Origin of the sequence: Enterovibrio litoreus, from assembly GCF_045679545.1 — a bacterium.
GTDB lineage: Bacteria > Pseudomonadota > Gammaproteobacteria > Enterobacterales > Vibrionaceae > Enterovibrio.
This window is the reverse complement of record NZ_CP166194.1, coordinates 877,282-896,932: the sequence shown is the minus strand read 5'-3', so window position 1 is coordinate 896,932 and position 19,651 is coordinate 877,282. Positions and strand designations below refer to the sequence as shown.

At 49.3% G+C, this 19,651-nt stretch carries 18 protein-coding genes and 3 tRNA genes; 10 read left to right on the top strand and 11 right to left on the bottom strand.

Going from position 1 to position 19,651, the window contains the following annotated elements:
- The first annotated feature begins 96 nt into the window (after positions 1-96).
- On the top strand, positions 97-990 hold the full coding sequence (locus AB8599_RS03895) for a TIGR01777 family oxidoreductase (protein WP_407332483.1): 894 nt from the start codon (positions 97-99) through the stop codon (positions 988-990).
- Positions 991-1,100: 110 nt separating this feature from the next.
- Here the strand turns inward: AB8599_RS03895 and AB8599_RS03890 are convergent, their stop codons facing one another.
- Together AB8599_RS03890 and AB8599_RS03885 are read right to left on the bottom strand one after the other, a co-directional pair.
- The gene (locus AB8599_RS03890) at positions 1,101-3,521 is read right to left on the bottom strand and encodes an ABC transporter permease (RefSeq protein WP_407332482.1); all 2,421 of its coding nucleotides are present in this window, start codon (positions 3,519-3,521) and stop codon (positions 1,101-1,103) included.
- Positions 3,518-4,195, bottom strand: a complete 678-nt coding sequence (locus AB8599_RS03885) for an ABC transporter ATP-binding protein (protein ID WP_407332481.1) — start codon at positions 4,193-4,195, stop codon at positions 3,518-3,520. The genes AB8599_RS03890 and AB8599_RS03885 overlap by 4 nt, the downstream gene beginning before the upstream one ends.
- On the opposite strand from AB8599_RS03885, the gene tesA reads away from it, so the two are divergent.
- From tesA to AB8599_RS03870, 3 genes are all read left to right on the top strand, one after another.
- Positions 4,194-4,802, top strand: a complete 609-nt coding sequence (gene tesA, locus AB8599_RS03880; protein WP_407332480.1) for a multifunctional acyl-CoA thioesterase I/protease I/lysophospholipase L1 — start codon at positions 4,194-4,196, stop codon at positions 4,800-4,802. The genes AB8599_RS03885 and tesA overlap by 2 nt on opposite strands.
- Before the next feature lie 8 nt (positions 4,803-4,810).
- Positions 4,811-5,638: an SDR family oxidoreductase gene (locus AB8599_RS03875; RefSeq protein WP_407332479.1), complete on the top strand. Its 828-nt coding sequence runs from the start codon at positions 4,811-4,813 to the stop codon at positions 5,636-5,638.
- Positions 5,639-6,100: 462 nt separating this feature from the next.
- A complete protein-coding gene (locus AB8599_RS03870) occupies positions 6,101-6,955 on the top strand; it encodes a co-chaperone YbbN (protein ID WP_407332478.1) in 855 nt (284 codons plus the stop codon).
- Positions 6,956-7,018: 63 nt separating this feature from the next.
- On the opposite strand, the gene cueR is transcribed toward AB8599_RS03870, so the two are convergent.
- Complete coding sequence (gene cueR, locus AB8599_RS03865) at positions 7,019-7,453, bottom strand: Cu(I)-responsive transcriptional regulator (protein WP_407332477.1); 435 nt, start codon at positions 7,451-7,453, stop codon at positions 7,019-7,021.
- A 122-nt stretch (positions 7,454-7,575) separates the two neighbouring features.
- Between cueR and AB8599_RS03860 the strand changes: the two genes are divergently transcribed.
- The 3 genes from AB8599_RS03860 to AB8599_RS03850 all read left to right on the top strand — a co-directional run bounded on the left by AB8599_RS03860 (position 7,576) and on the right by AB8599_RS03850 (position 11,907).
- Positions 7,576-10,368, top strand: coding sequence for a heavy metal translocating P-type ATPase (locus AB8599_RS03860; RefSeq protein WP_407332476.1), 2,793 nt, complete (start codon positions 7,576-7,578; stop codon positions 10,366-10,368).
- Positions 10,369-10,521: 153 nt separating this feature from the next.
- Entirely contained in the window at positions 10,522-10,956 is a 435-nt protein-coding gene (locus AB8599_RS03855) for a DUF411 domain-containing protein (RefSeq protein ID WP_407332475.1), read from the top strand.
- Positions 10,957-11,019: 63 nt separating this feature from the next.
- On the top strand, positions 11,020-11,907 hold the full coding sequence (locus AB8599_RS03850) for a TraB/GumN family protein (protein WP_407332474.1): 888 nt from the start codon (positions 11,020-11,022) through the stop codon (positions 11,905-11,907).
- A gap of 355 nt (positions 11,908-12,262) precedes the next feature.
- On the opposite strand, the gene AB8599_RS03845 is transcribed toward AB8599_RS03850, so the two are convergent.
- The 3 genes from AB8599_RS03845 to AB8599_RS03835 all read right to left on the bottom strand — a co-directional run bounded on the left by AB8599_RS03845 (position 12,263) and on the right by AB8599_RS03835 (position 13,076).
- A tRNA-Pro gene (locus tag AB8599_RS03845) sits at positions 12,263-12,339 on the bottom strand.
- Between the two features lie 442 nt (positions 12,340-12,781).
- Positions 12,782-12,858: transfer RNA gene (locus AB8599_RS03840), tRNA-Pro, on the bottom strand.
- Between the two features lie 141 nt (positions 12,859-12,999).
- A tRNA-Pro gene (locus AB8599_RS03835) sits at positions 13,000-13,076 on the bottom strand.
- A 446-nt stretch (positions 13,077-13,522) separates the two neighbouring features.
- Here AB8599_RS03835 and AB8599_RS03830 point away from each other — a divergent pair.
- Together AB8599_RS03830 and smrA are read left to right on the top strand one after the other, a co-directional pair.
- A complete protein-coding gene (locus AB8599_RS03830; protein ID WP_407332473.1) occupies positions 13,523-13,663 on the top strand; it encodes a DUF3149 domain-containing protein in 141 nt (46 codons plus the stop codon).
- A gap of 197 nt (positions 13,664-13,860) precedes the next feature.
- Complete coding sequence (gene smrA, locus AB8599_RS03825) at positions 13,861-14,445, top strand: DNA endonuclease SmrA (RefSeq protein WP_407332472.1); 585 nt, start codon at positions 13,861-13,863, stop codon at positions 14,443-14,445.
- A gap of 81 nt (positions 14,446-14,526) precedes the next feature.
- Here smrA and AB8599_RS03820 read toward each other — a convergent pair whose 3' ends face one another.
- The 5 genes from AB8599_RS03820 to AB8599_RS03800 form a co-directional block, all read right to left on the bottom strand.
- Positions 14,527-15,141: a LysE family translocator gene (locus AB8599_RS03820; RefSeq protein ID WP_407332471.1), complete on the bottom strand. Its 615-nt coding sequence runs from the start codon at positions 15,139-15,141 to the stop codon at positions 14,527-14,529.
- Entirely contained in the window at positions 15,138-15,560 is a 423-nt protein-coding gene (locus AB8599_RS03815) for a lysozyme inhibitor LprI family protein (protein WP_407332470.1), read from the bottom strand. Before AB8599_RS03815 ends, AB8599_RS03820 begins: the two co-directional genes overlap by 4 nt.
- The gene (gene ybaK / locus AB8599_RS03810; protein ID WP_407332469.1) at positions 15,557-16,039 is read right to left on the bottom strand and encodes a Cys-tRNA(Pro) deacylase; all 483 of its coding nucleotides are present in this window, start codon (positions 16,037-16,039) and stop codon (positions 15,557-15,559) included. Before ybaK ends, AB8599_RS03815 begins: the two co-directional genes overlap by 4 nt.
- 162 nt (positions 16,040-16,201) lie before the next feature.
- Positions 16,202-17,878, bottom strand: a complete 1,677-nt coding sequence (ushA, locus tag AB8599_RS03805) for a bifunctional UDP-sugar hydrolase/5'-nucleotidase UshA (protein ID WP_407332468.1) — start codon at positions 17,876-17,878, stop codon at positions 16,202-16,204.
- 207 nt (positions 17,879-18,085) lie between these two features.
- Positions 18,086-19,252, bottom strand: coding sequence for a Na+/H+ antiporter NhaC family protein (locus tag AB8599_RS03800; protein ID WP_407332467.1), 1,167 nt, complete (start codon positions 19,250-19,252; stop codon positions 18,086-18,088).
- On the opposite strand from AB8599_RS03800, the gene AB8599_RS03795 reads away from it, so the two are divergent.
- Entirely contained in the window at positions 19,196-19,378 is a 183-nt protein-coding gene (locus tag AB8599_RS03795) for a hypothetical protein (RefSeq protein WP_407332466.1), read from the top strand. The genes AB8599_RS03800 and AB8599_RS03795 overlap by 57 nt on opposite strands.
- The last annotated feature ends 273 nt before the right edge of the window (positions 19,379-19,651 follow it).

Here is a 19,651-nt window from a genome sequence, read left to right as displayed (position 1 = left end):
ATCGGTATCAGGATCATTTCTGTATTCTGCGAGATAGTGATCATTTAACCGATTGAATGCATACTAATCTTATCGCTCATCGAAAGGATTATTCCCATGCACATTCTTGTCACTGGGGGAACGGGCTTAATTGGTCGCGCACTCATTGCTCAACTGGAACATCATCAGGTCACTGTTCTTACCCGCTCACCAGAGCAAGCCAAGAAAAAATTACCCAGTCGAGTTCACCTGATCGGAGAGCTGGAAGAGCTATCAGACTTCAATGACATTGATGCAGTCATTAATCTGGCAGGGGAACCTATTGTTGACAAACGATGGACGGAACAACAAAAAGGCATTATTTGCACCAGCCGCTGGGGCATCACTGAAAAACTGGTGAATCACATCCTTGCCGCGGAAACACCTCCGCACACCTTTATCAGTGGCTCAGCTGTGGGTTACTACGGCAATCAAGGCGATAAGATCGTGGATGAGTCTCTCCAGGTTGATGCCACCGATTTTGCTCACTCAGTCTGTGCCAACTGGGAAAAAATCGCGATGAAGGCAGATTCAGATCAAACCCGCGTTTGTCTGCTGCGAACCGGCATTGTGCTGAGCAAAGAAGGCGGTGCGCTGAAAAAAATGCTGCTGCCCTATCAGCTTGGACTGGGTGGCCCGATTGGAAATGGCAGCCAATACTTCCCGTGGATCCACATTCAGGACATGGTGGCTGGCATTATTTTCCTGCTTGAGCATGCACAAGCGCGTGGCCCGTTTAACCTCACAGCGCCAAACCCTGTGACGAATAAAGCCTTCAGCCAAACATTGGCATCAACGCTTCGACGCCCACACCTGCTGTTCACACCGAAAGTAGCGATATCCTTGATGTTAGGCGAAGCGGGCCAACTGCTTTTAGAAGGACAACGTGCTGTGCCTCGCGCATTAGAAAATCTCGGATTTGGTTTCGAGTATCCGGACTTGCCACCGGCATTGGATGACTTGCTCCGCTAGCGAGCCACTGGTTTCTCCCCACCAACCAAATAATCCTTCAACAGACCCAACGCAAAAAGGCACGCTTTCACGTGCCTTTTTGGGGTTTCGATTTTCGGTTTTTCTTTACGCTAACGTTTTAGCGGCTCTAATAGCCCTCTTATCATCCACGCCACGGTTAGGAAAACTAAGCCAACCGCGAGTATTGGCAAGGTCAACCAGACTTCAGGGTGTAAGCGCACAGGCAATTCAACGCCCCACTTCAACAGCGCCGCCATCGCTAACTCAGCACCGCCCACCGCCATGCAGCCGGACACAAACGCCATAATGCCGTATTCCGCCCACAAGGTGGTATTGATACGCTTTTTGCTCGCGCCCAATGTTCGATAAAGCATGATTTCGCGCTGTCGCTCTGACAGTGTAATGCGCAGCAAGGTCAACAACAGCAACAAGCCACTCACCACCGCCAAGCCTGCCAACACGGACAACGACAGACTAATTTGCTTCAAAATCACCTGGATTCTTCCGCTCATGGTGCGCAAATCGAGTAAGGTCACTGTAGGATAATCCCGCCCTAGGCGATTGAGGATATCGCTTTGCTCTTGTTCCAAACGGAAGCTTATCAACCAGTTTGCGGGCAAGGTATCCACCAGCGCGGGGTCAAAAATGAAGTAGAAATTTGGCTTCATATTTCGCCATTCCACATCACGAATGGAATTCACGGTAGCGGTAAATTCTTGACTGCTGACGCTAAAGGTTAATTCGTCACCCAAGCGCAAGCCTAAACGTTCAGCAATCCCCTGCTCAACCGACACGCCTCCTTGGCTAGGCCAACTGCCTTCCAATATCTCGTTGTGGCTGGGCAATGTGTCTCGCCACGTGAAGTTCAGCTCACGCTGCAGCGCTTCGTCTCGCGCTTCGCGGTTAGGCTCAAGGTCTGCATAGTTTTGCCCATTTCTGCCTATCAATCTGCCACGAATAATTGGGTATGCTTCCGAACGCTCGATGTTGTTTTCGTCAATACGAGCGAGGTAATCTCCCAATTCTTGTTTGGCGATATTTAACGCAAACACATTCGGTGCTTCAGCAGGTAAGGTTTGCTGCCAATCCTCTAACAAATCCGTTCTGAGCAGCCAGATAATCGACAACAACATAAACGATGTTGCCAGCGCACCTAATTGGGCCCCGCTCGAGGCAGGGTTTCGCGTGATACGGCTCAAAGCCAGTTTGAATGCAGGGCGTTTTACACGTTTTTGTGCAAAGCGAAGCACCATGACACCAAGTCCGGCTAACAGGCTAAGCATCAGCACCAGCGCTGCCAATACCAACCACAACAAACGATTGTCATAGGACCAAGCAATCAAAGCCAAGATTGGCACAGAAGCAAGCGCCCAGCTCCATGGGTTCTTTCTTGCTCGCACTTTGCTTTGTTCTTGCAGCACGCTCATGGCGGGCGCTTCAATCAAGCGGATCAGCGGAATCCCCAACGCTGGCAATGCGACGAGCAAGGCCACCAGTGGGCCCAAGAACCACGGTAACATGCCATACCTTGGCAGTGGCGATGGCAACACATCAGCCAAAGGCAAGCGCAGTAAGTATTCCAGCGCAGCGCCAATCCCCAATCCCAGCACGGTCGCCATGACCATCAGCATCAGCAACTGCCTTGCTAGCCAGCGTCGAACCCAGTTTCGCTGTGCGCCAAGGCTTTTCACCATCGCCAATGTTTGGGTGCGACTGTCCGCGTAATGCTGACACGTTAGCAGCAGAGTCGCCGCTGCCATGATGATGACAAGCACCACGGTTAACGACAAATACCCGCGACTGCGCTCAAGCATGTCCCCCGTGCGATCACCGTCATTTTCATCAATCCATCGCTGCCCGTCTGTCAGGGTATATCCAGATTTTACCGCTGCTAACTCGCTGTCGCTGCCACGAAAGAAATAGCGGTAACTCACTCGACTGCCGGGTCGCACAACACCTGCGGCTTCAACGTCACTTTGGTGCATCAATGCCGCTGGCATTTGACTAAACGGATTGAACGAAAGTTCAGGTTCAGAAACGATCATTCCCGACACGGTAAGGGTTAAATCCCCCACATCAACCTGATCGCCGCGCTTCACGTTCAATAGCGAGAACAGACGCTCTTCCAGCCACAACTCGCCCGGCTGAACCTTGTCATGCATCTCGGCGCCGCTTTGAAGCTCCAACGCCCCACGCAACGGATAGTTGCTCTCAACCGCCTTAACGGTAATGAGTTGCATATTGCTGTCACTGAACGCCATGGTGCCAAAGCGCGTTTGATCGGAGGCTTCTGCGCCCGAGGCGTCAAGCGCAGTCAGTACCTCTGGTGCCAATGGTTGATTACTGCGCAGTACCAGATCGGCCGCCAGCATCGAACGGCCTTGTTGGGTTAAAACAGACTCAATACGCCCAGCCAGGGCCGACAGTGCAAAGACACACGCAATAATCAGCGCGAGTGCGGCGACAACAGGCCAAAGCTGCCCATGAAACAATTCACGCCAAGCCCAGCGCCAAACCAAATTTTTTCTCATGCCGCCCCCACCATTTCGCCTGCATTAATGTGCAAGGTTCGGTGGCAGCGTTCAGCCAGCAATGGATCATGCGTGACAAGAATCAGCGTTGTGCCGTGATCGCGGTTAAGAGAAAACAGCAGATCGATGACGGTGGCAGCAGTATGCTGATCGAGGTTGCCCGTCGGTTCATCCGCAAACAGTACGCGTGGTTTGGTCATGAATGCCCGAGCGATAGCAACACGCTGTTGCTCACCGCCCGAAAGTTGCGAAGGCAAATGGGTTTCACGGCCATTAAGCCCTACCGATTTCAGCAACGCCATGGCGCGCTCTTCGTCTTCATCCTCGCCACGAATGGTGCAAGGTAGCAATACGTTTTCAACAGCAGTCAATGAAGGTACTAATAAGAAGCTTTGGAAAACAAAACCAATCGATTCGGCCCGCAGCGCAGCGCGCTGATCGTCATCAAGTTGACTAAGAGGCTTACCCAAGAGTTCGATTTCGCCCGTGCTTGGCGTGTCCAATCCGGCAAGGAGTGTCATCAGCGTTGATTTACCTGCGCCAGAAACTCCCACCAAAGCAATACTTTCCCCTTGCTCGACCTGAAGCGAAACATCCTGCAGAATGGTCAGAGACTGCGTATTCGTCGTCACCTTTTTAGAAACATTCCTGGCCCTGATCACTGGAGTTGTCATGATTCGCATCCTTTCTTTTTGTCTTTTAGTTCTGAGTCAAAGCGCTGCGGCGCAGACGCTGCTTGTGTTGGGCGACAGCCTGAGTGCGGGCTATCAAATGGCCATTGAAAAAAGTTGGCCCAGCCTTTTAGAGCCCAAAGTTGTGTCTGTTAGCCCTATCAATCGTGTTATCAATGCCAGTATTTCGGGAGACACCAGTGGCAACAGCCTAGACCGATTACCTGCCTTGCTTGAGCAGCATTCCCCTGACTGGGTATTGATAGAGTTGGGTGCCAATGACGGCCTGCGTGGCTTTCCACCCAAACAAATACGAAACAACCTCGCCAAATTGATCACCCTCAGTCAGGAAAGCGGCGCAAACGTCGCTATCATGCAGATTCAGATCCCACCTAACTATGGTCAACGATACAGCAAGGCCTTTGCCGATATCTATCCAAGCTTAAGTAAAGAAATGCAAATCCCACTCATTCCGTTTTTTATGGAGAAGGTGGTGCTAACAGAAGGCTGGATGATGTCTGACGGCCTGCACCCCAAAGAAATTGCCCAACCTTGGATTGCTGAGTTTATGGCCGAACAACTTCTTCCTCATCTGAACAAACAAGGATAGTAAAAACAATGACAAATACCGTTTTGATAACTGGATGTTCAACGGGGATCGGCTACGTTTGCGCCCATGCATTGGCAAAAAAGGGCTTTGACGTGATTGCGTCATGTAGAAAAGAAGAGGATGTGGCAAGGCTAAGAGCGGAAGGATTACACTGTATTCAGCTCGATCTAGCAGACACAGGCAGCATTCTTGCTGCGGTTGAAGAAGTCAGAACGCACACTGGCGGAAAGCTATTTGGTTTATTTAACAATGGCGCCTATGGCCAGCCCGGCGCATTGGAAGACCTTCCCACGGATGCACTTCGGAAACAATTTGAAACCAATTTCTTTGGGTGGCACACGCTTACTCAAGCGGTTATTCCCATGATGATGGCAAATGGCAAAGGCCGTATTGTGCAAAATAGCTCTGTGCTGGGTTTTATTGCGCTGAAGTTTCGCGGCGCATACAACGCCAGTAAATTTGCCATTGAAGGCTGGACTGACACATTGCGATTGGAGCTAAAAGGCACACCGATTCAAATCAGTTTGATTGAGCCCGGCCCCATCAACAGCCGTTTTCGCGCCAATGCGCTTGATGCGTTTTTTCAGGCGATCAATATCAACAGCAGTCGCTTTGAAGAGGATTACCGCGCTCAACAATTTCGCATGGAAAGCGAGCATTCAACCAATAAGTACACCTTGCCTTCCGAATCTATTATTGCGCCTTTGGTGCACGCGTTAACCGCGCAAAACGCAAAAATTCGTTACCGTGTGACGAAACCAACGCACTACATGGCGATATGTAAAAGGTTGCTCCCCGCTCGCATGCTCGACCGTCTGTTGGCGAAAGGAGGCTAAAGGGGAGGCCAATTATCGATTTGCTTCAAAAAAATGCTGAAAAACAAACTTATCAAGTTCATATTTTTGTCATAAATGATCAGTAGGCTTAACTCTGTACCGTGAAACACCTGCCCCTACCTTCCACTTCAATGTGATGCGTGTCGGAACAGGACGTGAACGGGGACGAAAACAAAAACAATAATTCCCCTCAAGGAGCCGGACTATGTCCTTAAGCCAATTGAACTGGCTCTGTTTGAGTGTAACGCTGGCTATTTTGCTTGTGTTCTAAGTCAGCGTTTCATATCGACAAACGCCAAGAGGAAGGCCACTGATTTTCAGTGGCCTTTTTCATTTCCCGCCAGTGATAGCCATGAAAACTCTCATCTTTGCCATCAAGCACTAATTTCATGCGCTAATGCCTTGAATTTTCGACGCCCTCCCCCCACCTTTACAGCATTACTCCTTTAATCAGGCGATATCATGCAACCGAATTATATTGTTGAACTGACCGAGCAGAACTTTCAGCAAGTGCTGGAGAATTCAGTAACAACACCTGTCCTGATCCACTTTTGGGCACAAATGAGCCCTGAAAGTACGGAAATCATTCCTGCGATCGAAAAACTTGCCCATGAATACGCTGGTGCTTTCACACTGGCACTGCTCAATTGTGAGCAGCAGCAAATGTTGGCGCAACAGTTTGGCGTTCGTGCTTTGCCAACCATCGCCCTGTTCAGCAATGGACAACCTGTCGATGGTATTGCAGGGCCACAAACCGAAGACACCATTCGCGAAATGCTGACGCGTCACCTGCCGAGCCAAGATGAGATGGCATTCAAGCAAGCACTGGCACACATTGCCGAAGGTAACCACACAGAAGCGCTGCTGCAATTGAAGGCACTAGAAGCTACGCTGAGTGAAGCAGGCGCCTATAAGTTGGCCTTGACGGAATGTTATGTGGAAACGCAGCAATATGATGCGGCAGAAGCGATTCTTGCGACCGTATTAATGCAAGATCAGGATGCGCAATACAAAGCACTCGTTGCCAAAGTTGAACTGCACAAGCAAGCTGCTGATACGCCGGAAATTCGCGAGCTTGAGCAAGCGTATGAAGCAGACCCAAGCAATGCTGAAGTCGCCTATGAACTTGCTGTTCAGTACAGCCAAGTTAGCCGACAAGAAGAAGCGCTGGAGATTTTGATTGGTCTATTGCGCAAAGATCTTAACTGTGCCAATGGCGACGCGAAAAAGACCATGATGGATCTTCTCGCTGCTCTGGGTCAGGGCAATGAGGTGGCAAGTCGCTATCGTCGTCAGCTTTACTCGCTGCTGTATTGATTAAGCATATGTCTGGCGCTCATCGTTAACGTTAAAACCAAAAAAACGCCAACTGGCGTTTTTTTATTTCCCAAGTTCGGTTTTCTCAGCCGCGTTCTCATCCGTTTCGTTGCCCAAAGACAAGGCCTCAATGATCGGACAACAAGCACTTTCATCTCCAGGACATGCGCTAGCAAGAGATTTTAAAGACGTTTTCATCGCCTGAAGCTCTTTGATTTTGTCGTCAATCTCAGCAATTTTTTCTAACGCTTTTTGTTTTACATCGGCGCTGCGGCGATTAGGGTTGCGTGACATATCGAGCAAGGCTTGGCATTCATCCAAGCTAAATCCAACCAACCTCGAGCGCTTGATCATCTGCAGTTCATTGATATGACGTTCGCTGTAGGCGCGATATCCGTTATCACTGCGATCCGGTTCGCTGATCACGCCCTTCTGTTCATAGAATCGAATGGTCTTCGCTGTCAGCCCCGTTAAACGGGCAACCTCATTTATTTTCATCAATCACTCCCAGTCTCAAATTCACGCTTGACCTTACAGTTGATGGAAGGTTTATGATCTGCATTATGAACACTTACCATGCCTGACTGCAAGTCACGCAAATGTGCAACAAGGTTATCGCTATGGCTGATACTAAATTGACTAACCCAACCGTGCCAGAACAAGCACCGGCGCTGATTACTCTGCCTCTGGCAGGGCTCAGTTGTATGAACTGTGCGCGCAAAGTCATGGCGGCTGTTGAGGCGATTGAAGGGGTTACGTCTGTCACCGCTGACAAAACCTCCCTGACGATAAATGCAGATGCGCCGATTAAAGAGGTCATCGAAGCGGTCGAGTCATTAGGCTATCAAGTGGGAGAAACCCTCACCGTGCCATTGGCAGGGTTGAGCTGTGGACGCTGCATTGCCAAACTCACCAGTGCCTTCGAGCAAAGCGACACCATTTTTTATGCCGTTGTGAGCAAAACAGAAGCGACAGTGACAGGCACAATCGACAGGGCGGGCATTGTCGCTATTATCGAAAAAACGGGCTATCAGGTGCCAGATCTGCAAGACGAAGTGATCGCAGGCACTGAGGCTAACGCTGAGGCACAAACTGAATCAGTGGATCAATCACCACCACTGTCTATCGATGCTGAGTCAGTAAAAGATACCGTGGCCACAAACCAAATAACTGACAACGTGACACAACAATTCATTTTGTCAGGCATGAGCTGCGCTAGCTGCGTCTCTTCGGTTGAGGGAGCACTAAAAGGCGTTGCTGGCGTTGATAGCGTGAACGTCAATTTGGCCGAGCGTACCGCACTGGTATCCGGTCACGCCCCTGCCGCAGCTCTGATTCACGCGGTTGAAGACGCTGGATATGGCGCAGAACTTAGTGAAGATGAAACAACACGTCGCGAGCGCCAAGCCACCATGCATGCGCAGCAGTTTACTGAACACAAACGCAATACATGGTTGGCGTTAGGATTAGGCGCACCGCTAATGGCGTGGGGTCTGTTCGGTGGTTCAATGACCGTTAACAGCACTACCAGCCAAATTGCATGGGGCATTGTTGCTGTCATGACGTTCGCCTTGCTGTGCACAGCAGGCAAACATTTCTTTGTCGATGCGTATAAATCAGCGCGTCATCATAGGGCCACCATGGACACCTTGGTGGCGCTAGGCACAGGGTCTGCTTGGCTTTATTCGACTGCTGTTGTTGTCGTACCAACACTGTTCCCTGAGCAAGCTCGGCATGTTTACTTCGAAGCCACAGCCATGATCCTTGGCTTGGTGACTCTTGGTCATGCCATTGAAGCCAAAGCACGTGCTTCAACCTCTAAAGCATTGGATCGACTGCTCGATCTGCAGCCACAAAACGCGCTAGTTGTCGAAAACGGGCAAGAACGTGAAGTGCCACTGGCTGCCGTCACCGCTGGCATGGTGCTTCGCATCAAGCCGGGTTCAAAAATTCCTGTCGATGGCATCGTAGAAAGCGGTGATAGCTTTGTCGATGAATCCATGCTCACAGGCGAGCCATTGGCAGTAAGAAAAACGCTCGGTGATACTTTGCATGCGGGTACCGTCAACCAAAACGGCAGCATGTTGTTTAAAGCCACAGGCATTGGCAGCGACACCATGTTGTCACGCATCATCAATCTTGTTCGTCAGGCGCAAAGCAGTAAGCCTGCCCTAGCAAGAATGGCTGACACGGTATCGTCGATTTTCGTCCCAACTGTGATGATCATTGCGATTCTCACTGCGTTGGGTTGGTACAACTTCGGCCCTGATCCAAAACTCAGCTTCATGCTGGTCACAGCGACCACAGTGCTCATCATTGCCTGCCCTTGCGCTCTTGGGTTAGCAACGCCCATGTCCGTCACCACAGGCGTTGGGCGTGCGGCTGAGCTCGGCGTGTTAATCCGTGATGCAGAAGCGCTTCAACATGCGGCAGGCGTCGATACGGTTGTTTTGGATAAAACTGGCACGCTGACAGAGGGTAAACCTCAAGTCACGTCATTGGTAAATTTTGGACTCGACGATAATGTTGTTCTGCAACTCGCCGCAAGCTTAGAGCAAGGCTCAGAGCACCCGCTAGCAAAAGCAGTACTCGATGCGGCCAAGAACAAATCACTGACATTGTCGAATATCGACCAATTTGAAGGTATTCCTGGCAAAGGACTTCAAGCTGTCATCGACGGTGACACTTACCTGTTAGGTAATGCGCGTCTGATGGAAGAAAAAAGCGTGGACGTGAGCAGCGCAAGCGACGCTGCAGCGAAACAAGCAAAACGCGGTGAAACGGCGGTTTATCTCGCCCAAGGTACGAGGTTGATCGGTCTAATTGGCATCAGCGATCCACTACGACATGATTCGGTCAGTGCCGTCGCACGCATGAAGAGTTTGGGCTACAAGGTCGTGATGTTAACGGGCGATCACCCTGACACCGCCAACGCCATCGCGGCACTTGCAGGCATTGATGACGTGATTGCAGGGGTGCTGCCTGATGGCAAAGCCGACGCCATTATCACGCTACAAGCTCAAGGCCGTAAAGTCGCCATGATAGGTGATGGGATTAACGACGCGCCTGCGCTTGCGAAAGCCGAAGTAGGCATCGCTATTGGCAGCGGTAGCGATGTTGCGATTGAAAGTGCGCAAATGACCCTGATGCGTCATTCCATTGATGCTGCAACTGATGGGCTAGAACTGTCAAAAGCAACGTTACGTAATATGAAAGAGAACCTGTTTGGCGCATTTGTTTACAATTCTCTGGGTATTCCCATTGCAGCAGGTGTGCTATACCCCCTCACCGGCGCATTGTTAAGCCCCGTGGTAGCGGGCGCTGCCATGGCTTTGTCTTCCATCACCGTGGTGAGTAACGCAAATCGACTGCGCTGGTTTAAGCCTCGCAAAGGAGGTCATCATGTTGGTTAATCTGGTTGGTATTGGTCTGATTGCTTTAATCATTTGGTGGTTCTGGCTGTCTAGCAAGAAAGACAAACAATAAAACAAAACAAAACATTTAACCATGCGCCCTTATTGAGTGCGCATGGCGATAAAAATCTTGAAAATACTGAGGAGATAATCATGAAAACTCTACCTAAACTTGCCGCCTTTTCCCTCGCTCTTCTTTCAGCAAGCTCTTTTGCAGCGGCAGGCATCACGTATAAATCCCCTTATTGCGGTTGCTGTAAAGAGTGGGTTAAACATATGGAAGACAATGGCTTCGAGATGACCGCCGAAGACCATGTGAACATGAACCCCATCAAGCAAAAGTTTGGCATCAAACCGCAGCTCGCTTCGTGCCATACCACAGTGATTGATGGCTACGTATTTGAAGGCCACATCCCAGCCAGTGACGTGAAAGACTTCTTAGCACAAAAGCCTAAGCTTGCGGGCCTTGCTGTTCCCGGCATGCCGATGGGCTCACCGGGCATGGAATACGGTGATCAAAAAGATGCTTATGACGTGATCGGTTTCTCAAAAAATGGCATGACAATGGTATTCAACAGCCACAACTAACAACGCATAGTGACTTATTTGCACTGGGTCTCCACACTTAGACTTCATCGGTATGGAGGCTCAATGCTTAAAGTAATCACCGTTCTTTTCTCGTTGTTTTATTGCACTTTCTCGCTCGCCGAACCCACCGTTTGGCAAGCAAAAAAAGGGCAACTGACTTTTGTGTTGATGGGTTCTGTCCATATGGGCAAACCTGATTTCTATCCCCTTCCTAGCAGCATTCTCGACCCTTTCTCACACGCCAAAGGCTTAATCGTTGAAGCCGATCTGACTAGAGATACCCAGTTTGATATCCCGCAGGGAGCAACAACAAAATCTCTGCTGAACAAACAAGAACTTCGCCGTCTGACTAAGATAGCCCAAGAGATTGGGGTACCCGAAATCGCCTTATACAACATGCCGCCATGGCAAGCAGCTATGGCCATTCAACAGGCGCAAAGTGCGCAGTTTGGGCTCGACGCAACCCTTGGGGTCGATCTGCACTTTCTCTCTCTGGCGCAAAAAAAAGATATCCCAATCATTGCGTTTGAAACGGTTCAAGAACAACTGGATATGATTGCTTCAATGGGAAAAGACGGCCTACCGTTGCTCGCAGACACCCTGAACTACTGGGAAGACTCGAAAGCACTACTACCTTGCATGTTCAGCGCTTGGGAAAGCGGCGACAGCCAAACCATGACGGCAATCGTTGATGACATGATGCAAGAGGCGGGTGTGCTGGAACACGTCATATTCACAGACAGAAATGAAAATTGGGTACAGCAATTAAGTGATACGGGTCGCTTTACTAATGGCACTTACACGGTTGTTGTCGGTGCACTTCATTTTTATGGCGAAGAGGGCTTACTTGCTTTGCTCGAAAGCAAAGGGTTTACCATTGAAACGTTAACTGAAAGCCGAAAAGCCGATTGCGACATTTCGGCGCTCCTGTCGCGAGAAGGTGGGTCGTAAAACTTAGCCGCTAACCACCACATTTGTGACAAGCATAGAAACCACGAAAAGCAGAATGAACCAGATGATGAATGACTTGCGCATGAGATGTCCTTACAACGTGGGCGCGATACGCGCTGAAAGTGAATTCAGTTTAACGTAAACACCCCCTCCAACGCAGTGACAATTCTGATTTTGTTACACTCTCAGCAGCCAAAAAACGAAAAAGCCTCTGCATTTCTGCGAGGCTTTTCAATGTTTGGTCGGTGAAGAGGAATTCGGACGGGGCGGCCTTCCGTACCCGACCATCATGCGGCACGCATGACTTATCAAACCAAACGAAAAAGGCCTCGCATTGCTGCGAGGCCTTAAAAAATGGTCGGTGAAGAGGGATTCGAACCCCCGACCCTCTGGTCCCAAACCAGATGCGCTACCAAACTGCGCTATTCACCGAGATTTTGCTATTTTTTTGAGATGCTCTCAGAGGGTCACCCTCTGGTCCGCTATTCCCAAGATCCGGATGCGCTACCAAACTGCGCTATTCACCGAGATTTTGCGTTTTTTTGAGATGCTCTCAGAGGGTCACCCTCTGGTCCGCTATTCCCAAGATCCGGATGCGCGGCCAAACTGCGCTATTCACCGAATCACAACGCTTTCTGATTGCTCAGAGGCGGCTGTCTGCCTAAAAGTGGTCGGTGAAGAGGGATTCGAAAGGGCGGCCTTCCGTACCCGACCCATGAGCCTCTGGCTCACCGACGTTTCATCTCAGATATCCCAAGATGATAAAGTAAGTGGTCGGTGAAGAGGGATTCGAACGGGGCGGCCTTCCGTACCCGACCCATGAGCCTCTGGCTCACCGACATTTCATCTCAGATATCCCAAGATGATAAAGTAGTGGTCGGTGAAGAGGGATTCGAACCCCCGACCCTCTGGTCCCAAACCAGATGCGCTACCAAACTGCGCTATTCACCGAGATTTTGCGTTTTTTTGAGATGCTCTCAGAGGGTCACCCTCTGGTCCGCTATTCCCAAGATCCGGATGCGCTACCAAACTGCGCTATTCACCGAATCACAACACTTCCTGATTACTCAGAGGCGGCTGTCTGCCTAAAAGTGGTCGGTGAAGAGGGATTCGAACCCCCGACCCTCTGGTCCCAAACCAGATGCGCTACCAAACTGCGCTATTCACCGAGATTTTGCGTTTTTTGAGATGCTCTCAGAGGGTCACCCTCTGGTCCGCTATTCCCAAGATCCGGATGCGCTACCAAACTGCGCTATTTACCGAACATTTTTGTGTTTCTTCGAAGTAATCTCAGAGGGTCACCCTCTGGTCCGCTACTCCCAAGAGCCGGATGCGCCACAAAACTGCGCTATTCACCGACAAACTCTGTGACGTTGTGCGTCTCAGAGGTCGCTATAATACTCATCCTCGTACGAGACTCAAGTGTTTTGTCGCGATTTTTGTTCGTTACGGACCGTTCGCTCAAAGGATCATCAATCGGAAGCAATTTGCGACCTTGAGCACAGTTGAAATATCACGAATCACTAACACACCATTCACTTGATCTGGATCATCGATGAATCATTCACCAATTGGCAACCTAGTCTTAACTTTCATAGACATAGGAATCACAAAAATGGACTTCTGGTTAGACCTACTTTTCGGAAACGCAATTGGCCTCTCCTCAATGATCGTCATTTTTGTTGCCATTGGCATGATCACGTTCATGGGTGGTTTCTTTGTGTACAAAGCACTGCAAGAGCCGGAATCTAACTGATCGCGCTTAAAAAGCGAATAAATATATTTAGTTGCTTACGCCAGAGCATAGAAGGTGCGCTGGCTTTTTTTTCGTGTTGTAAGCAACGCGGTTTGCCGCAATTTTGTGCATTGGGACATTTTCCGCGACACGATCTACGAGACCTACGCGCAAATTACAATTATACTCCAGCGATGCTTCACCAATCCGTAACGACTATGAACGGTAATAATGAGTCCGAAATTTTTCGGGAAATGATGGCTGATGTAGCGCCTATCGATCACGATACAATTGAAAGAACCAGTCATCCGCACAAACCCTCGGACGCTCAACTCGCACGTCAACTCGCTGCGCAGAGGCTCTCAGACGGCGATCCGCAGTACCTCTCTCTTGATTATGCCAAGATGCTAAAGCCTGACGATACCGTTGCTTACAAGCGTGCTGGTGTTCAGGATGGTGTGTTCAAGAAACTTCGCTTGGGCAAGTATGATATTCAGGCTCGACTGGATCTTCACAAGTTCACGCTGAAAGACGCACGGGAAGAAATTCTCAAGTTTCTTAAGCAATGCCAACGTATGGATATTCGTACTGTTATTGTTGTGCATGGCAAAGGTGAACGTTCTACGCCTCAAGCTCAGATGAAAAGCTACGTGTGCCAGTGGCTTGAACAGATCAGTGATGTGCAATGCTTCCACTCTGCACTGCGTCATCAAGGTGGAGCCGGCGCGGTTTACGTGCTGATCAAAAAGAGCCAAGAAAAGAAATTAGAGACACGCGAACGGCATTTGCACCGTAAGGGATAGAAATGCCCTTGTTCGTTGGACAAATCACGCAAAAAAGGAGCGAATGTCGCTCCTTTTTCTTATATCGCAAATTAACTTAGGTCACAGCGTCACAATCACGCGCGCAGCTAAACCTAGCAACACCAGCCCACAAAGCTTATCAATCAACACTGCGTTTTGTTTTAGCTTCTCCAGCATGCGGCTAGATGAGAGAACCAGTGCCACCAGCGTGTACCACAAACCGTCAATCAAGAACGGCGTCACGACAATCACCGATCGGCTGAAGGTATCCGTGCCAATCGCAACGAATTGACTAAACAAAGCCAAGAAGAACAAAGCGAGTTTTGGATTAAGCACTGAGATCATTGCGCCATCTCTTGCCGCTTCCAATAGCGTGGTTTTTTCACCTTTTTCGAGTTTTGCTGCCACGCCGCCTTTTGCGCGTAGCGATTTAATCCCTAACCAAGCAAGGTACGCCGCCCCTGCATAAGTAATAAACGTGAATACCGTTGGTGATTCTTTTAAGATAACGGCCAAACCCAGCAAGGTGAGCAGCGCATAAAAGCCCACTCCCAAGGCATGTGCCCATGCGGCGACAATACCGTGTAAGCGCCCACCAGCAAGGCTATGGCGAACCATCACGACCAAGCTAGGCCCTGGGGACATCGCCCCCAACATGCAGACCAATACCAGGCTTAACCAAACAGACAAACTCACTCGGCATTCCCCTTCACACCCATCAGTCCATTTAAACGAGCAACCTGCTCATTGGTGAGTTCAATCATACAACTCAGATAACCTTGTCCGCTGCCAGTACCAGAGGCATAGCTGGCTTCGACCATCTTGCACTGCTCTTCTCGCCACACTTCAAAGCTAGCAACGGCTTTATTTTCTGCTGCCACAGCGTTAGATACCGATGAAATTTGATCCAGTTTCACGAAGTGCGTATTGAGCGCAGCCTCAGTTTTGTCCAATTCGGCCTGTGCAGCCTGCCAATAATTATCAAGGCAAGCCGTCACTTCAACATGGGTTTCGTGCGCCTTGTAGCAAGCTAGAAGTGCTGATTCAGACTTATCTGCCACCGCAGAGAATGGTAAGCACATCAGTATGAATGCGGGTAATTCTTTGCGCATCATTTGCTCTCCTTTCCAATTGCAGCCATCTTTCCTTGTGTTAGTGCCACCAAATCTGCTGGCGCGAGTTCGATTTCTAGTCCGCGGCGACCCGCACTGACATAAATCGTCTCAAACTGATCTGCGCTCGCATCAAGAAGTGTCAGTAAGCGTTTTTTTTGACCCAAAGGACTGATACCGCCCACCACATAACCCGTAGTTTTCTCAGCAATATCAGGATTTGCCATTTCTGCCTTTTTCGCCCCCGCCGCTTTAGCAGCCGCTTTTAAGTCTAATTGACCGACCACTGGAACAATGGCGACGCCAAGCTTTTTGGGATCGCCATTCATGGCAAACAATAAGGTTTTGAATACACGAGCAGGATCTTGCCCAAGTACAGATGCCGCCTCAAGACCAAAGTTTGTGTTACTAGGATCATGCTCATAGCTATGAACGTTAAACGGAATGCCAGATTTTTCTGCAAGGGTGATGGCCGGTGTCATAGTGATTACTCTCAAGCGTGACTAAGGCCAACGTCATGTTAATGGCGAATGACCTTACTAATACTGCGTTGATAATGACATAAAAAAAGGCACCGTCACCAGTGCCTTTTTGTTTAGAGCGTCATAGCGCGTGTATTTACTCGCGCTTCAACTCGGGTGCGTTTACTTGTAAACGATATCGCCGTTTGGCTCATACTTGTTTACGTCGATTGGCGAGTTTTTCTCTAAGAAGTCTTTAAGCACTTCTGCATCTACAAAGCCCGTATTGACGTTGCCAGGATGATCCGTCAGTTTCGGATAACCATCACCACCTGCCGCGTTGTAGCTTGGCACAGTGAAACGATACGTTTTATTTGTATCCAGTGGCTCACCACCAATGACAACATCACTCACGCCTTCTGGCGCAATGGTCATTGCAATACCGTAAAACTGGGCGTAAGCACCAGAATCAACCGGTTTGGTTGCTACCACGTTCAGGTAATCCAGTACTTCCGCACCGCTCATGTCTGTGTAAGTCAGCATGTTAGCAAATGGCTGAACAGTCAGAACATCTTTATAAGTCACGTCGCCCGCTTCAATAGAATCGCGTACACCGCCTGAGTTCATCACTGCAAAGTCAGCTTTTGCACGATCTTTGTGTGCAGCAGCAATCATACGACCCAGATTCGTCTGTTGGAAACGAACCACGTTACGGTCACCTTCCAACTTACCGTTGGTTTCTGCGATCTTAACGTTCAGTTGCTCCTGACCTTTTTCTTGGTAAGGCTTCAGGAAGTCATAGATTTCTTTGTCTTTTGGAATCTCATTCTGAATGAACACGCGTTTGCTTTCGCCGTTAACTTTGACTTTTTTCTTCAAGTTAACAGGGATCAAGTTGTAAGAAACCAGATTCAATTCGCCGTTACGGAATTCAAAATCAGCCTTACCGACGTACTTGCCCCACTCATGGGCTTGAACAATCCAAGTGCCATTTTGATTGTCAGGCTTACATTCATCACCTGGTTTGAAGGTTTTGTTGTAAACGTTCGGACCTTCCATACAAACAGGCTCTTGTGAGTGACCACCCACAATCATATCAAGTGAGCCGCCGTCCAAATAACGTGCTAGCGCTACGTCACCGGGTGCATTGATGCCACGGTTGCCATCTTCATAGTGACCCATGTGCGTGGTCGCGATAATGATGTCTGGCTTTTCCGTTTTCTCTAACTCAGCAATCAGCTTTTTCGCTTCTGCTTTCGGGTCACGGAATTCCAACTCACCAATAAATTCTGGGTTACCAATCTTCGCGGTGTCTTCTGTTGTCAAGCCGATGACCGCAATGCGCAAGCCATTTTTCTCAAAGATTTCAAACGCTTGATATTTACGCTCACCCGTTGCTTTGTCGTAGATGTTCGCAGACAGCATGGGGAAATCGGCCCACTGCATTTGCTTTTCTAATACGTCAAGTGAGTTATCAAATTCGTGGTTACCCAACGCCATTGCGTCGTAACCAATCATGGTCATGCCTTTGAAATCAGGTTCTGCGTCAAGCAGGTCAGATTCAGGAACGCCCGTATTGATATCACCACCAGATAACAGCAGTACAGAAGAACCTTGCGCTTCTGCTTCCGCGCGCAGTTTATCAATCAGGGTCTTACGTGCAGCCATACCGTACTCACCGTGGCGGTTATGCCAGAAGCGACCGTGGTTATCATTGGTATGAAGAATAGTGACGTTATAGGTGGTGTCTGGTTGCCAACCTGGAACAACTTCCGTGGTTTCAGTGGTGGTTGAACAGCCAGCCAACGAGGCCAGCAATGCAGCACTAATGGCTAGCTTGAGAGAAAGGCGATCCTTCATGGGTGTTACCTATATTTGTTGGGAACGATAAAGCTGGCGCTAAGTCCAGCTTCTAGCTTGATTGATGTAGACTTTTTCCATCTTCACGAAACAGTCTAAATATATCCATCAACCATCACATTGTTCTTTCAACAAACTGCCATCCAGATCACTGAAAAACACCCCATAGGTAGACATGGTGCCGAGGCTACAGGGTGTTTCTGGCGATTATTTCGCCGTGTGCTGCCCCTTTGATCGCGCGATAGCAAAACCCGCTGAAATCGCCAGAAGGAAGCAGTAATAAGATTGTCCAACGACGGAAAGTGGCGACAATTCAAAAATTGAACCCAGCAAAAGCGCCTGCGCACCATAAGGCAACATGCCTTGAATCACACAAGAGAATATATCCAACAAACTCGCACTGCGTTTTGGTGCCACATCATGTTGCGTTGACAGCTCTTTCGCCACGCCACCTGCCACTATGATGGCGACGGTGTTATTGGCCGTGCACAAGTTCGTCATACTGACCAGAAGTGCAATCCCTGCCTCACTCGCACGCGGTGAACCTTTTTTCGCCGCTTTATCAGCACGGGACATGATAAGTTTGCTGAGCTTTTCCGTGACGAAAGCAAGGCCCCCCTGCTGGCGCATTAGCTCTGCCAGACCGCCAATAAGCAAAGACAACAGGAAGATTTCCTGCATGTTGCCAAAGCCTGCGTAGATATCCTGACTGAAGGTCATCACGCTGTAGCCGTCGGTTTGCACTAGACCTACGATACCCGCGAAGACAATGCCAATCGTCAGCACAACAAACACATTGATGCCATACACCGCTAACGCCAGAATGGTCAGATACGGCAATACTGCCAACCAATCAATGCTACCCGCAACGGGGGCTTGTGTGACTTCATTGGCAAAAAAGAAAATCACCAATGTGACCAGCGCAGCTGGAACCGCAATTTTCACGTTCTCTCGGAATTTATCTTTCATCTGACACCCTTGCGAGCGAGTCGCCGCAATAGTGGTATCAGAAATAATGGAGAGGTTGTCACCAAACATGGCACCACTGAGCACCACACCCGCCATCAGCGCGGCATCAATGCCTGTGCTATCGGCGATACCCAATGCAACAGGAGCAACCGCGGCGATAGTGCCCATGGAGGTGCCCATTGATGTCGCAATAAATGCAGAAATGAGGAATAAGCCAGGCAGAATGAAACTAGAAGGGAGTATTGCCAAGCCTAAATTAACCGTCGCATCCACGCCGCCCGTGGCTTTTGCGACTGCAGAGAATGCCCCAGCCAGCAAATAAATCAGACACATTGCCGTGATATCACGATGCGATACGCCTTCGATAAACTGACCAATCACTGTGTTCAATTTATCTTTACTCATCAACACGGCCAGCATAATGGCTGGCAGCACCGCTATCGGAGCGGGAAGCTGATAAAACGCAAATTCAATATTCTGGGTGGAGAAATAAACGCCCGTACCAATGAAAAGGCACAGAAAAAGCCCTAAAGGCAATAGCGCTAGCGCTGAAGGTGTAATGTCTAATTGCTTCTGTGTCATGTCACGCCATGTTGCATATTTTTTGTGAGGTTGAGCGCAGAGTAAAAGGAAACGCACACCACGTCAATAAATAGCCGTCTAAACGTCTGAATAAGAAACCACGCCACTCCTTCTTAATTTGACACAAAATCACAAAATGACTTCTTTTTGCTAAAGCAAATATGACCTGAGTCGATACAACACGACATACCAATAACAAAAATAACCAATGGCTCTTAACGC